Annotated in this window: 15 protein-coding genes; 7 read left to right on the top strand and 8 right to left on the bottom strand. The window is 42.2% G+C overall.

Annotated elements, in window-relative coordinates; translation table 11 throughout:
- Positions 1-89: 89 nt before the first annotated feature.
- The 4 genes from RBI_RS12970 to RBI_RS14330 form a co-directional block, all read right to left on the bottom strand.
- A complete protein-coding gene (locus RBI_RS12970) occupies positions 90-497 on the bottom strand; it encodes a hypothetical protein (protein ID WP_041337500.1) in 408 nt (135 codons plus the stop codon).
- The gene (locus RBI_RS12965) at positions 494-1,066 is read right to left on the bottom strand and encodes an ImmA/IrrE family metallo-endopeptidase (RefSeq protein ID WP_041337499.1); all 573 of its coding nucleotides are present in this window, start codon (positions 1,064-1,066) and stop codon (positions 494-496) included. Before RBI_RS12965 ends, RBI_RS12970 begins: the two co-directional genes overlap by 4 nt.
- Positions 1,067-1,072: 6 nt before the next feature.
- Positions 1,073-2,470 carry a tyrosine-type recombinase/integrase gene (locus RBI_RS14335; protein WP_051706949.1) on the bottom strand — a complete coding sequence of 466 codons (1,398 nt, stop codon included), beginning with the start codon at positions 2,468-2,470 and terminating at the stop codon, positions 1,073-1,075.
- Between the two features lie 153 nt (positions 2,471-2,623).
- The gene (locus tag RBI_RS14330; protein WP_051706947.1) at positions 2,624-3,244 is read right to left on the bottom strand and encodes a helix-turn-helix domain-containing protein; all 621 of its coding nucleotides are present in this window, start codon (positions 3,242-3,244) and stop codon (positions 2,624-2,626) included.
- Positions 3,245-3,381: 137 nt separating this feature from the next.
- Here RBI_RS14330 and RBI_RS12950 point away from each other — a divergent pair, with 137 nt between their 5' ends.
- The 7 genes from RBI_RS12950 to RBI_RS12915 all read left to right on the top strand — a co-directional run bounded on the left by RBI_RS12950 (position 3,382) and on the right by RBI_RS12915 (position 6,552).
- Positions 3,382-3,561 carry a hypothetical protein gene (locus tag RBI_RS12950; protein ID WP_041337498.1) on the top strand — a complete coding sequence of 60 codons (180 nt, stop codon included), beginning with the start codon at positions 3,382-3,384 and terminating at the stop codon, positions 3,559-3,561.
- Between the two features lie 126 nt (positions 3,562-3,687).
- A complete protein-coding gene (locus tag RBI_RS12945) occupies positions 3,688-3,891 on the top strand; it encodes a hypothetical protein (RefSeq protein ID WP_041337497.1) in 204 nt (67 codons plus the stop codon).
- Between the two features lies 1 nt (position 3,892).
- On the top strand, positions 3,893-4,186 hold the full coding sequence (locus RBI_RS12940) for a hypothetical protein (protein WP_041337496.1): 294 nt from the start codon (positions 3,893-3,895) through the stop codon (positions 4,184-4,186).
- A gap of 3 nt (positions 4,187-4,189) precedes the next feature.
- A complete protein-coding gene (locus RBI_RS12935) occupies positions 4,190-4,960 on the top strand; it encodes a hypothetical protein (protein ID WP_041337495.1) in 771 nt (256 codons plus the stop codon).
- A 137-nt stretch (positions 4,961-5,097) separates the two neighbouring features.
- A complete protein-coding gene (locus RBI_RS14325; RefSeq protein WP_051706943.1) occupies positions 5,098-5,493 on the top strand; it encodes a terminase small subunit in 396 nt (131 codons plus the stop codon).
- Positions 5,494-5,511: 18 nt separating this feature from the next.
- On the top strand, positions 5,512-6,075 hold the full coding sequence (locus tag RBI_RS12925) for a hypothetical protein (protein ID WP_041337494.1): 564 nt from the start codon (positions 5,512-5,514) through the stop codon (positions 6,073-6,075).
- A gap of 276 nt (positions 6,076-6,351) precedes the next feature.
- Positions 6,352-6,552, top strand: coding sequence for a hypothetical protein (locus RBI_RS12915; RefSeq protein WP_041337491.1), 201 nt, complete (start codon positions 6,352-6,354; stop codon positions 6,550-6,552).
- A gap of 393 nt (positions 6,553-6,945) precedes the next feature.
- On the opposite strand, the gene RBI_RS12910 is transcribed toward RBI_RS12915, so the two are convergent.
- The 4 genes from RBI_RS12910 to RBI_RS12895 form a co-directional block, all read right to left on the bottom strand.
- Positions 6,946-7,596: a YczE/YyaS/YitT family protein gene (locus RBI_RS12910; protein ID WP_041337490.1), complete on the bottom strand. Its 651-nt coding sequence runs from the start codon at positions 7,594-7,596 to the stop codon at positions 6,946-6,948.
- Between the two features lie 121 nt (positions 7,597-7,717).
- Positions 7,718-9,322 carry a phosphoenolpyruvate carboxykinase (ATP) gene (gene pckA / locus RBI_RS12905; protein ID WP_022287493.1) on the bottom strand — a complete coding sequence of 535 codons (1,605 nt, stop codon included), beginning with the start codon at positions 9,320-9,322 and terminating at the stop codon, positions 7,718-7,720.
- Between the two features lie 507 nt (positions 9,323-9,829).
- Complete coding sequence (locus tag RBI_RS12900) at positions 9,830-11,362, bottom strand: NPXTG-anchored protein (protein WP_041337489.1); 1,533 nt, start codon at positions 11,360-11,362, stop codon at positions 9,830-9,832.
- Between the two features lie 206 nt (positions 11,363-11,568).
- Positions 11,569-13,485 carry a GLUG motif-containing protein gene (locus tag RBI_RS12895; protein WP_041337488.1) on the bottom strand — a complete coding sequence of 639 codons (1,917 nt, stop codon included), beginning with the start codon at positions 13,483-13,485 and terminating at the stop codon, positions 11,569-11,571.
- Between the last annotated feature and the right edge of the window lie 80 nt (positions 13,486-13,565).

Here is a 13,565-nt window from a genome sequence, read left to right as displayed (position 1 = left end):
ATCTCTCTGACCCATAACTTCAGAAGTCGCTTTCGGTGTGTATGAGAAGCTCTTCTATCGTTATAGGTGTAATGTTTCTTTTTATCATTTCAAATCAACTCCCTGCTTAATATCAGTGATACCGCCGTTTCAAATTCCTGAGCAAATGAATTATATCGCTCATTGTCAGTTATCTTAACAAGATCGGTCATCATATCGTTATATGTGCTTATGTTCTTTTTATTTCCGTATTTGTCCATAAACGTGTTTATTTCACTCTCAAAAGCACTATCACTATGCTCAGAGTTGCCCACACAATCCATTAGCTTTGCTAGTTCCTTTGCTGTCATTAGAATATCGCACCCCTTTACGCCCTTGTATGCCCGCTTGACGCTGCGAATATTAACACTTTTATAACTGCCGCCGCAGCGTTTTAGCTGTATATCTCTTGATTTTCTATCTTTAAAAATGCCTAGCGGCTTTTTATCTGCCGAATAAACAATATACATCATTTTCATTTAACCGACCTCGTTTTGTTCTTATCAATGAACTCTTTAAAATTGCCATACACTTCACGTTCAAGGTCACACATTGTGTATTCATTTCGTTTGTATATCGACTGCATTTGATAACATCTTATCTTTGAGGCAGTGTAAGAAATTTCACAAAACTTTGATATCTGAGCGGGCGTTTTAAGTCCAAGCCCCAAAAGAACGCAAGTAGGAGACAAAAGGCGAGAAGCAAACACATCCGCTTCCTGCTCTATCTGCGGTCTGCTTGTGTCGAATGTTCTTGCACCTTTTGAGTCAATCAACAGGTGACCCAAGAATATGTGCCCTAATTCGTGAGCAATCGTAAATCTGCAACGACCCTTGCTTTGAGTATCGTCATAAACGATAAAGTATTCCGTTCCGATCAATAAGCTAATTCCAGACTCATCAGGCTGTAGCTCATTTGCATCTGAGTTTTTTATGATTTTTACGCTTGAATTTCTTGCTATTGTAGTTAGACTTACAGGAAGTTCAGAGATTTTGTTATATGCCAAGCATTGCAGAGCCGCCAGCTCTGCCGTTTTCATGGTACCCATATCGCACTACACCGCCCCACGCTTTGCAGAAAGCGTGTTATCAAGCATTGCTGCAACAGCCACAGAAGCTGCCGCCTCTGCTGATTGTATCTCGTGTGCGTATATGTTCAGCGTTGTGCTTGCCAAGCTATGCCCCAGCAAGGCTTGTACTGTTTTAGGGTTTGCACCGCTGTTTATAAGAAGCGTGGCGTTTAAGTGCCTCAGACTGTGTACCGACACAAAGGGCAAGTTATATTCAGCGCAAAACTTCTTCAAGAACGTGTATGGCGTGCCTATTGACATTTGCGAGCCTCTTTCAGTAGTAAACACAAGGTTTTCTGAATTATCCCAATAATCGCCGTATTTTAACGCCGCCGACATTTGTTCATTGTGCTGCTGTTTGAGCAAGAACATCACACGTTCAGGCAGGCGAACAGTACGCCTTGACTTTGCCGTTTTAGGTTCTGTATAGTAAAATCCTTTTTGCTTTTCCCAATGCACCGCACGGCGTATGTGTATCAGATCATTTTCAAAGTCGATATCAGACCACCGCAAGCCGAGTATTTCGCCACGTCTGAAACCGCCGTAAATTGCTATGTAGAAGAAGCAGCGGTATTTCAAGGGTGCATATTCATCAAGGTGCTGCAAAAGCCGCTGCGTTTGCTCTATGGTCAATATGTTATGCTCTGCCGTCGGAATTTTAGGGAGCGTGCAGTTATTGCAAGGATTTACGGCTATCTCTCCAATTTTGACCGCATATGTGAATATAGTTGACAAGAATCCGTGATAACAGTGAATTGTTTTAGGTGAAAGCCTGCTGTTATCGGTTATCTTCTCAAACATTGAAGAAGTTTGCTTGTCAAGAGCCGCTGCGACTTTTGCGGCGTTATCCCACCTTATAGCCCTATCGTGGTAGCAGCTGCGCACAATATGTGTATCAATGCCCGCTCTTTCACAAAATGCCTTTTGAGTTTCGCCGTTATCCTGCAACATCTTTTTCATATCTACTTTACACTTTGCAAGCGAAGTGGCGTTGCGTTCGTTTGTCAGCCATTTCAAGAAGTGGTCAAGGTCTTTTGTCTTTATCTTGTCAAGCCTCAAATGCCCCAGCTGAGAATATATGCGAGGGCATAGATCACGATACTTTTTCAGAGTAGCGGGCTTTAAAGCGTTTTCGTGCACCTTAAACCATTCTTCAATGAAGTTTTCAAGCTTGACCGCGTTGACGATCTGACCGCCTGCGCATTTCTGCTCAAACTCCAGCGCTGCTTTATTTAAAGCCCGCTGTAATTGCTTTTCGGTCATATTCGCTTTTGGCGGTCTCCACGTCATTGATTGTGTTTTCTGTGCTTTGCCGTCGGCTGAATAACCGCAGGAAACTTTAATGCGGTAACTGCCGTTCGGTCTTTTGTCGATGTGTGCCATAAGCTCACGTTCCTTTCTGTGTACTTGACACCGAAAGGGCGTTTGTGCTATAATTTATATGCTTTGTATAGCAGGCTTTGCCCTTGCGGTGAGGTCTATTTAAACCGTTCTGTGCTGCAACACAGGGCGGTTTTTTTGTGCTTAAAATGGGGGCTAATCCTCATTTAACAAGTCTCTCATTATGTAATCTAAATCATATTTACAATTACCGATCGCATTCCCGTAAAAATCTTGATAAGAAACTAATTTCACTTTGAATTTGTCTATAAAATTATAAAAGGCTCTTTGCATTTCTTCATAATTATCATCATTAATTACATTACTTGAAGCAACTGTAATAGCATTTGATCTGCACATACGATATATTTCAGACAAATGCTTTACAAAAGTAATGAAATGCTGATGTCCTATAATGTAATTCACAACATCAATTAAATTATATTCGTCAATGTGATATGGGTCAATATTTTCAATTACAAGACTGTTAATGCTTATTAGTTTTTCTATTGCTTGACTGCTCAAACCTGTTGAAAGTCTAAAGTCAACGTGTTCAGGTTTTGTGCCTGTCAATAATTCATCGCAGGAAATTTCAAATATATTTGCAAGCATTACTATATTTGATGTTTTAATATCTCTCTTTCCATTTTCCCACATTGATACAAGCTCACGTTTTACGCGTAGCTTTTTGGCTAATTCGTTTTGTTCCATTCCTTTTGAAGTCCGGTAGTGCTTTATTCGCTTGCCGATATCCTCTAAGCTGTTACATTCAATCATCAATCCGCCCCCTGTGCCTATTTTGATACATACCATTGATTTTTCTTGATTTTGTTTTGCTTTTCTGTTACTATTATAGCAGGCGGAACGAAATCTGTCAATATCAAAATGAAACAATTTTGAAAGGAGGCAAAACAATGATTGATGTTACCAAGCTTTCAGAGGAAGAAAGATCCGTTGTGCTTGCGCGGCGTGCATACTATAGAGAATGGAAAAGAAAGAACGCCGATAAGGTCAAGGACACAACGACACGCTTCTTTAAAAAGCACGCTGAAAAGTTAACGGCAGAGAAAGAAAACAAAAAGCCGTCCGAGTGATCGCAACACTCAGACGGCAAAGCAGGCGTTAAAGCCCGCTGAAAGAAACACACACGTTTCCTCTCTTATTATACCACATTCAGGGGTGGAAACGCAAGTCTTGAAATGTGGTGGATAGGAGTTATTTTGAATAATATCAGCATAACAAGAGCCGCACCCCGTATGCGGACGATAAACGAGACGGCAAAAGAAACGGGCTTTCCTGCCCACGCTATCAGACAGCTTGTGAAAGAAAACAAGATCGTGTTTGTTCAGTGTGGAGCAAAGGCACTTGTCAATGTAGAAAAGTTCATTGAGTATCTGAACGAGGGTGAAAGGGGTGTAGTGTAGTATGACAGCAGCCGAAAGGATAGCAAACGCCCTCAGAGCAGGCGAAGAAAACGCCGTGAGCCTTTCCGATATGTGCAGGATATCAGGGCTTGACAACCGCAGCACAAGGCTTTGTATCGAGCATATGCGGCGTAAAGGTGCGGTTATATGTTCCAGCAGCAATGGCTATTATTTGCCTAGCGATGTATACGAGCTGCGGCGGTACGTTCGTACAGAACACGCAAGGTCACAAAGCATAAGAACAACGCTCAGAGCAGCGGAGGACTTGCTTAACAAGTGGGAGAGCGAGGGTTAAGCAATGGCTGAAAAAAGAATGTTTGCAAAAATCATTATTGATAGCGATTTGTTCTTAGATATGCCGCTATCAACACAGGCTTTGTACTTTCATTTGTCTATGCGTGCAGATGATGAGGGCTTTATGAACAACCCGAAAAAGATACAACGAGCCATAGGCTGCACCGATGATGATATGAAATTACTTATCGCCAAAAGTTATATTATTCCATTCAAAAGCGGCGTAATTGTCATAAAGCATTGGCTAATACATAATACTTTGCGAAAAGATAGAATGACACTAACAACGTACACTAACGAAAAATCTATGCTCAGGGCAGAGGATAACGGAGCATATTCAATGATTGACAACCAACTGTCAACCAACTGTCAACCACTTGACAACCAAGCGTCAACCAACTGCCCACATAGATTAGATAAGATTAGTATAGATAAGAATAGATTAGATGAGAATATAGAAGAAAAGGAACGCACAACGCCAAAGAACAAGAAAAATGTCAAAGACAACAAAAACAACAATGCGGAAGCTGTCACTCTCACAGAAAAAGAATATGACAAGCTAATGTCAGAACATTCAAAGCCGTTTGTCGATAAGTGCATAGAAATCTTGAACAACTATAAGCTATCAAAGGGTGTTAAGTACAAGTCCGACTATCACGCTATAAGAAGTTGGGTCATAGGCGAAGTTCAAAAGCGATACCCTCAACTTGCTTCACAGCCAAGCGAACAGCAAGACCCCGAAGACCTCTTTAAAAATCCCTGGACTGATATTTGAGGCTAATACTGCAACCATTTTTTTGTCTTGACAGTCCGTGCATATTGCATTGACAAATGAACATACGAGCAAGCACAAGCTTATGATACCACTACAAAATACTACACTAGCGGGCATTGCTGAAAGGAGGTGAAGAAATGACAGCAAGGCAAAGGAAATTCGCCGAATATTACGCTAAGAGCGGAAACGCCACGCAAAGTGCTGTTAAGGCTGGGTATTCTAAGAAATTCGCTCACACGAACGCCAGCAGGTTTCTGAACGTTGAAGAGGTCAAGGCATATGTGCGGGAGCTGACGGAAAAGGGACAGCGTGAACGCATTATGTCAGCGTTGGAACGTCAAGCCCTGCTGTCAGACATTGCCCGTGATAGTGATGAGGGTATGCCGTCAAGGCTGCGTGCGATAGACCTTTTGAACAAAATGACGGGCGTTTATATCTCTCAGGACGATGACGAAAGCGAAGAAGTTTTAGCCGCCCTTGATAGGGTATTAGGTCAAATCAATGACGGGTTTGAAAACGGGTCACAAACATAAAGACGAAAGGTGAAAACAATGTCACAAGAAAACACAAATCAAAAGCTAGTCAATTACATTTCAAGAATAGCAGCAGAAGCAGGAGCTGCAAAGGCTATTGAGATATACCAAGCACAAGAAGCCGAACGTATCAAGGACAACGAAAGCAAGAAGTTCAAGAACGTCAAGCTATTGCTCAAAGAATACCGAAATTTGAGGGCATATGCTGAAAATGCTCTTTGTGACGCTTCACAGATAAACGATCTTGTCATAAGAGAGCTTATCGGCTTTAGTGAATACGAGAAATACAAGGTTGAAAGCATAAAAAATCAGATCGTGACCACTAAAACCATAATGGAACACGTTCAAACTATGCTTGATATTTACAAAATTCGGTGTACTTCCTCAGTTCGTGAGGATATGCAAAGGCGTTGGCGTGTAGTTGAAGCCGCTTTCATCACAGGCGAGACCACCCCAACTTATGACGAGATAGCCGAAAGAGAAATAATTGACAGCAGAACAGTGTACAAGGATATAGACAAAGCTTGCAAGGATCTTTCAAGCCTTATTTTCGGTTTGAATGTAAGTGGGCTTGAAACATAGACCGAAAGGAAAATAGGCAATGAGTCAACCCAAAGAATTACTAGCACTCAGAAAAAGACTTGCCAAGAGTGGTTATTTCAACATTCACATAAACAAAAGCAGCGAGCAGCCTAATTATTACGTTATCGAAGCACAAGAGCCTTTAACTCATACCAAAGTAACAAGAGTTGAACGCCTTGAAATTTGTAGCTTGATAATGCAACACCGTAATTAACTAAGTTTACCGTCCAGCGAGTAAACCGTTCGCACTGCTCCAATAACAGAAAGGATAAAAATATGAAAAAGTACAATACTTTATTTGAACTATCACTTGACGATGATGTGATAGAATGGGTGAAAAGTTATGGCGAAGATTTTAAACCTAAGTCAAAAGCAGCCTATAAGAATTTGCTTATTGCATACTTTGAGTTTCTAAAAGCGAGATACGAAGATGACAGGCTATCAGAGCCGCAGCAAGCAGAGGACGGCAAAGTTTAAAGACGAGAGCACAGGACGCAGCACAGGAGCTGTCAGAGCGTTTGAGGGGTATTGAAAGCATAAGCGAAAATGTTATTGTGCATTATGCCGTATAGTCTCCATTGCTTGACTATCGCAAAAAATTCTGGTCATTATTTGGTCATTATAAGCGGTGAAAATCGACTGAATTTTATAAAAAGCTGTGAAATGCAAAACAGCACAAACCCTTTATTTACGGACTTTTATAAGAAGCTGTTAAACGCTGTGAAATAAAACAAGCTGAGTTCAAATCTCTCAATCCGCGCCAGCAAAAGTTTAAGCTTTTGCTTGTATCCGCTTTACGTTATGTAGAGCGGATTTTTTATTATATAAATACTAAAATACCGCAGAGATTTCTGTCCTCTGCGGCGTTTTTTATTCTGCAAGCCCTGCGGCACTTTTCATTCTGTCTTTGAAGAAATGGTCGAATACTGCCACGCACCTTCCCACAAGGAGCATTGCCGCCACCGTTCCGATACCGATACCTATTATCCGCTTGTCAAACAGCAGACCTATCACGCAGGCAATGGCAACACACGATGCGTCAAGTATATTCTTGCCAAAGCCCATGTTCTTTCCAAAGGCTTTTCCTATAGCCTGAGCAAGACCGTCGGCTGGGTTCGGCACGAACTTCATGGCTATCATCATTGACATTCCAGCACCCGTGCAGATTATCGCTGCTGCAAGATACAGCGTGTTTTGCCACAAATGTCCGAAATTAAAATCAAGCAGCTTTGAAAACATATTCAGCAGCAGGCTGAACACAATGCTGAATGGTATTTGCAGCCAGTCTATAACAGTTCTGTCGCTGCCTTTTATTATCATTTCTATCACAACGAACAGTGCATATGTAGCAAAAGTCACAAGAGAAAAATTCACATCCCATATACTCGATATGGCAAATGGCACTGATATAATAGTGGATACCCCTAGCCCTGTTTTGATGTTCATCGTTATCCCTGCGGCAAGTATCACAAGCCCCATGGCATATATAGCCGCCCTTGCGGCATAATTCTTCTTTTCCAAACTAAATCCGCCTCCATACCAATTATACCACCTTCATCACACTTTTTCAAGAGCACAAAAAAGCTGCCGTACCAAAAGGCACAGCAGCTTTTATACTATATAATAGTATCAGAGTTATTGATTATTCCTTTGGACCTGCTGATACAAGAGCCTTACCTGCTGGGTTGCCCTCATACTTAGCAAAGTTCTTAACAAATCTGCTTGCAAGATCCTTAGCCTTTGTCTCCCACTCGGAAGCGTCAGCATATGTGTCACGAGGATCGAGAATTGCAGGATCAACGCCTGGAAGCTCTGTTGGAACTTCAAAGTCAAAGTGTGGTATCTTCTTTGTAGGTGCGTTGAGAATGTCGCCGTTAAGGATAGCGTCGATAATTCCACGAGTATCCTTGATAGAGATTCTCTTGCCTGTGCCGTTCCAACCTGTGTTTACCAGGTATGCCTTAGCACCGCTCTTCTGCATCTTCTTAACAAGCTCTTCAGCATACTTTGTTGGGTGAAGCTCAAGGAAAGCCTGACCGAAGCAAGCTGAGAATGTTGGTGTAGGCTCAGTGATTCCACGCTCTGTACCTGCAAGCTTTGCAGTAAAGCCAGAGAGGAAGTAATACTGTGTCTGCTCTGGTGTGAGGATAGATACTGGAGGCAGTACACCAAATGCGTCTGCTGAAAGGAAGATAACGTTCTTTGCAGCAGGTGCAGAAGAAATAGGTCTTACAATGTTCTGAATATGGTCGATAGGATAAGATACACGAGTGTTCTCTGTAACGCTCTTATCAGCAAAGTCGATCTTGCCGTTCTCGTCAAGAGTTACGTTCTCAAGAAGAGCATCTCTTCTGATAGCGTTGTAGATATCAGGCTCAGAATCCTTATCAAGGTTGATTACCTTAGCATAGCAGCCGCCCTCGAAGTTGAATACTCCGTTGTCGTCCCAACCGTGCTCGTCGTCACCGATAAGAAGTCTCTTAGGGTCTGTAGAAAGTGTTGTCTTACCTGTACCGGACAGACCAAAGAAGATAGCTGTGTTCTCACCGTTCTTATCTGTGTTAGCTGAGCAGTGCATTGAAGCCATGCCCTTGAGTGGAAGGAAGTAGTTCATCATTGAGAACATACCCTTCTTCATCTCTCCACCGTACCAAGTGTTGATGATTACCTGCTCACGGCTTGTGATGTTGAACATAACGGCTGTCTCAGAGTTAAGACCAAGCTCCTTATAGTTCTCTACCTTAGCCTTTGAAGCGTTGTATACAACGAAGTCAGGCTCAAAGTTCTCAAGCTCCTCAGCAGTTGGCTTGATGAACATATTTGTTACAAAGTGAGCCTGCCAAGCAACCTCAACGATGAAACGGATAGCCATTCTTGTATCCTTGTTAGCGCCGCAGAATGCGTCAACTACGAAAAGTCTCTTATTTGAAAGTTCCTTGATAGCGAGTTCCTTAACAGACTTCCAAGCCTCCTGTGAAGCTGGGTGGTTGTCGTTCTTGTACTCGTCAGAAGTCCACCAAACAGTGTCCTTAGAATTTTCGTCCATAACGATGAACTTATCTTTAGGTGAACGGCCTGTATAAACGCCTGTCATAACGTTTACTGCGCCAAGCTCACTCTCCTGACCCTTTTCATAGCCTTCGAGTGTTGGCTTTGTTTCTTCCTCGAACAGCTGCTCGTAAGAAGGGTTGTAAACAACTTCTGTAGTTCCGGTGATACCGTACTTGCTCAAATCGATCTTTGACATGTTGCAATAACTCCTTTTCAAAAAAATATCGTTAATAGGCGCTATAATGAAACAGCACACACCGGCACATTCATTTTCTTTCCTTATTATTAAGCATAAGCTATACAGAAATTCATCTGACAATTGAAAACACACTGCCAGCGTTTCATGCTGTGCTCCTATTACAGCAATATAATTATACCACATATTTTTCTGAATTGCAAGGGTAAACGCAGATTTTGTGAGCTGATTTTTTACATTTCGCTTAAATCTATAACGATTTTTTATGAATAAATGTAATTTCATGGTATAAAATAGATAATAAAAGATATTGACTATTATCAATAGTTAGTCTAAGCTTGCGCAGACGATTTTGCAGTATCAATATAAAATAATTGCATTTTTATGCTTCTTTGCAAAAAAACGCCCCAAATTATGCAGGCAAATTCCGCTTTCCTGCAAACAGAAAAAAGGCAGTCCACAAGGAACTGCCCTTCTCCGAAATATCAACAATAGGGGAGATCTTATTTACTTTTTCTTCTTAGCCATGACCACAGCTGCACCGCTCAGAAGTGCAAGAGCGAATGCTCCTCCAGCAACTCCGGTCGATGGGTTTGTGTTTGAAGCGTTTGAAGCTGCCTTTGAGCTGCTGTCTGACTTGCTGTCAGTTGCCTTGCTGTCAGAAGATGAGCTGTCGGAAGATGAGCTGTCGGAAGCAGAACTGCTCGTATCTGACGAAGCATCAGAACTGCTTACGCTGTCAGGCTGTGAAGAAGCAGGTGTTTTCTTTACAAGGTTTGCCACAGCGTCATTTATAGCCTTTACCATAGCGTCCACGTCAGCCTGCTCTGTGATGTTCTTTGTTCTGTCGATAGCGGCAAGAGCCTTTTCAACTTCTGAGAAGTCCTCATAATCGTCCTTGTTGAGAGCCTTTGCTGCTTCCTCTGCCTTGTCAAGCTCTGTGTAGTCTGCTGACTTGTAAACAAGTGCCTCAACAGCATCGTTTATGTCTTTCGCCATTTTGTCAACATCTGACTGCTGTGTAAGGTTTTTAGTTCTGTCGATAGCTTCAAGTGCCTTTTCTACGGCTGTAAAGTCCACATAGTTGTCCTTATTAAGAGCCTTTGCAGCTTCTTCTGCTTTGTCAAGCTCTGTATAATCTGCCTTTGCATACTCAAATACAGCCGAACTGTCTCTATGAACTGCGAATGGTTTTTCACATTCATCAGTATGGAATGTACCGCCCTTTATCTCGCACTTTTCGCAATCGTTAAGGAAAATTCCTATGTCACCACCGAGTGTGATATCTCCTCCCGAGATAAGACCGTTCTTTATATTGTCTGTACCAAGATAAATATCCGCAAGCTTGGCATTGATATCTACCTTTCCGTCCTTTATAATCAAGCCTGTCTTAGGCTCAGGGGCACCTATACCAACTACTAATATTCCTGCTCTTCCTGCATTGATATTCACATCTCCGCCGTATATCTCAACAGAGCCGTTTGCATACAAACCGTCATTCCAGCCACCATTGGCAACTTCACTTGTGTCAATATTAAGAGTTGCGTCCATTACCTTTATGGAATAAAGTGTTATGACAGCACCGCCCTTTGCGTTGACAGTTCCTGACTCAAAAGTAACATTAGGCTGATCCATTACTGGAAGGTTGCCTGTTTCTTCAAGATTAAGCACACTGTCCTTAGTCTTTCCACTTAGTACTACACCGGTATCTTTTGCGCTTCCTTTTCTCGAAATAACTGTAGTGCCTGAGGTCATCTTGTTATCTCCTGAGAAAACTATATTAGTAACTTTTTCTCCGTCAACAATGACACAAGACTTTTTCGCCGTCGAAAAATCAACATTGTCAAGTGTAAGAGTAGAAGTTGCTGCGTCCCAGCTCCAGCCCTCGTCTTCATTTTTCTGATCGTTCTGAAATCCTGCCACTGTAAGGTCAAGAGTTGTAGTTCTCTGCTGATTTGCCGCAAAAACATTTATTGCAGGCAAAGATGCCATACATATGACTGTTGCGAGCATCGTGCTAAAAATTCTTGTCTTTTTCATATTTATCCTCCCGAAATATAAGACTTCATATCATATTTGCATTGCGATATAAAACCGCCCTGCTTATAATTATGATAGCAGAGCGGTAATAATTTTTCAACTGTTTTGACACAAACGGTCAAAAATCAGCACAAGCGGTATTCATTTAAACAAATAATGTATGAAAGTCCCACTTACTTCCTTTATATATCTATTTAATGGATATATTACTTTTTCTTCTTAGCCATGACCACAGCCGCACCGCTCAGAAGTGCAAGAGCGAATGCTCCACCTGCAACACCGGTCGATGGGTTTGTGTTTGAAGCGTTTGAAGCCGCCTTTGAGCTGCTGTTTGACTTGCTGTCAGAAGATGAGCTGTCAGAAGTGGAACTGCTCGTATCTGACGAAGCATCAGAACTGCTTACGCTGTCAGGCTGTGAAGAAGCAGGAGCTTTCTTTACAAGGTTTGCCACAGCGTCGTTTATAGCCTTTACCATAGCGTCCACGTCAGCCTGCTCTGTGATGTTCTTTGTTCTGTCGATAGCGGCAAGAGCCTTTTCGACTTCTGAGAAGTCCTCATAATCGTCCTTGTTGAGAGCCTTTGCGGCTTTCTCTGCCTTGTCAAGCTCTGTATAGTCTGCTGACTTGTAAACAAGTGCTTCAACGGCATCGTTTATGTCTTTCGTCATTTTGTCAACATCTGACTGCTGTGCAAGATCTCTATACCCTCTTAAAGCCTCAACTGCACTGTACAAGTTTGCAACGCTTTCATTTGTGTAGACAGAAAGGTCGGCAGGAATATTACCCAGCACTTCATAAACATTGCTGTAGTCAGCAGGCTCAGCACCGCAGGCAGGAGTATCGTTATCACGCTTAGTCCATACGTTTGATGAGCCGTTGAGCACATTTAAAAAGCTGTCTGTTTTCATATCGTCAATAGTAAGAGAAGCTGCTGATTCCGTATTTTTTGCTGTATTTTGTATGTTGTAGTAGCAATTTTGAATCGTACTTCTCTTCATCGTATCTTGCATTGCAAAAGCATAAGCGGAAGAAGAAATATCAGATACAAGACCTGTTGCATAGCAATTCTTTACAGTGCCATAATAGTTATTGCTTGCAGCGTCAGTACCCAAGAATGACGCACCAACAAAACAGTTGCTTACATCGCCCTTTGCATAGCAGTTGCTGATGTTAAGACCTGAGATGTTTCCAACAAAGCCGCCTGCATATTCTGCACCTGTTATATTGCCTGTGGCATAGCAATTTTCTATCAAAGTTTCATCAATTGTCACTCCATTACCTATTCCAACGAAGCCACCTACTGCGATACCACGACCATTTCCTGTTACCTCAACAGAAACGTCTGCACCGCAATATTTAGCAGATGAGCCTTTTGCGAGCGTACCAACAAAGCCACCAACATTGCCCTTTTTTGTTGATTCCTCTATCTTTCCGGAAACACGGCTGTGGCTCACTGTTGTATCTCCGTCCTGAATGCCTACTAATCCGCCTATGCTGTTAAGAGCAACATAGCTGCCGTCAGAGCCTGCCTTCATGTCAAGACCGATAACAGTACAATTTACTATATCGCCCATAGAATAACCTACAAGCGCACCTCCCATGCGGAAGCCATATCCACTGCTGTGATTTCCGCCAACATAGTTTATAGAAACATTTTCAAGAACTACGTCCTCGATAGTGCCGCTGGTCGCACCGAACAAGCCGCATACATCGCCACTGTATGGCGATGTTTCTGTTCCAATGGTAAGATTTTTGATAGTATAACCATTTCCGTCAAAGTTGCCAGAGAAAACAAAATATTCATGACCACCCATAATAAGATCCGCCACAGTTTCTCCTACTGGAGTCCACTCTTTTCCACCGAGGTCGATATCCTCTGTAAGCTCAAAGTATGTGTCTGCATATTTTTCACCATATTCCTCTGCGTTCACTCTTTTCGCAAAATACGCAAGCTGTGAGCCATTAGCTATTTGATAAGGGTCATCTTTTGTGCCTTTTCCTCCTGCAAAAGACTCCGCCACAGAGCCGTCCCAGACCTCTGTACCGTCAGCAAAAACAGAAACAGGCACTAAGCTTGCCGCAAGACCCATCGTCACCAAAAGGCTCAAAATCTTCTTTTTCATTCTAATTCCTCCATTATATTTTTCGGGGTTGATATTTCTTTTTTACTCAGAACATAAATTTTTCACGATTATTTTAACAC

The sequence above is a fragment of the Ruminococcus bicirculans (ex Wegman et al. 2014) genome (genome assembly GCF_000723465.1).
Classification (GTDB): Bacteria; Bacillota; Clostridia; order Oscillospirales; family Ruminococcaceae; genus Hominimerdicola; species Hominimerdicola aceti.
This window is presented reverse-complemented; position numbering and strand designations above follow the sequence as displayed.

Excerpts from the sequence above, each read along its gene's own strand:
- RBI_RS14330 (WP_051706947.1), bottom strand. The coding sequence starts at position 3,244 with ATGATTGAATGTAACAGCTTAGAGGATATCGGCAAGCGAATAAAGCAC.
- pckA (WP_022287493.1), bottom strand. The coding sequence starts at position 9,322 with ATGTCAAAGATCGATTTGAGCAAGTACGGTATCACCGGAACTACAGAA.
- RBI_RS12900 (WP_041337489.1), bottom strand. The coding sequence starts at position 11,362 with ATGAAAAAGACAAGAATTTTTAGCACGATGCTCGCAACAGTCATATGT.
- RBI_RS12915 (WP_041337491.1), top strand. The coding sequence starts at position 6,352 with ATGAAAAAGTACAATACTTTATTTGAACTATCACTTGACGATGATGTG.
- RBI_RS12950 (WP_041337498.1), top strand. The coding sequence starts at position 3,382 with ATGATTGATGTTACCAAGCTTTCAGAGGAAGAAAGATCCGTTGTGCTT.
- RBI_RS14335 (WP_051706949.1), bottom strand. The coding sequence starts at position 2,470 with ATGGCACACATCGACAAAAGACCGAACGGCAGTTACCGCATTAAAGTT.
- RBI_RS12965 (WP_041337499.1), bottom strand. The coding sequence starts at position 1,066 with ATGGGTACCATGAAAACGGCAGAGCTGGCGGCTCTGCAATGCTTGGCA.
- RBI_RS12895 (WP_041337488.1), bottom strand. The coding sequence starts at position 13,485 with ATGAAAAAGAAGATTTTGAGCCTTTTGGTGACGATGGGTCTTGCGGCA.
- RBI_RS12940 (WP_041337496.1), top strand. The coding sequence starts at position 3,893 with ATGACAGCAGCCGAAAGGATAGCAAACGCCCTCAGAGCAGGCGAAGAA.
- RBI_RS12935 (WP_041337495.1), top strand. The coding sequence starts at position 4,190 with ATGGCTGAAAAAAGAATGTTTGCAAAAATCATTATTGATAGCGATTTG.
- RBI_RS12970 (WP_041337500.1), bottom strand. The coding sequence starts at position 497 with ATGAAAATGATGTATATTGTTTATTCGGCAGATAAAAAGCCGCTAGGC.
- RBI_RS12925 (WP_041337494.1), top strand. The coding sequence starts at position 5,512 with ATGTCACAAGAAAACACAAATCAAAAGCTAGTCAATTACATTTCAAGA.
- RBI_RS14325 (WP_051706943.1), top strand. The coding sequence starts at position 5,098 with ATGACAGCAAGGCAAAGGAAATTCGCCGAATATTACGCTAAGAGCGGA.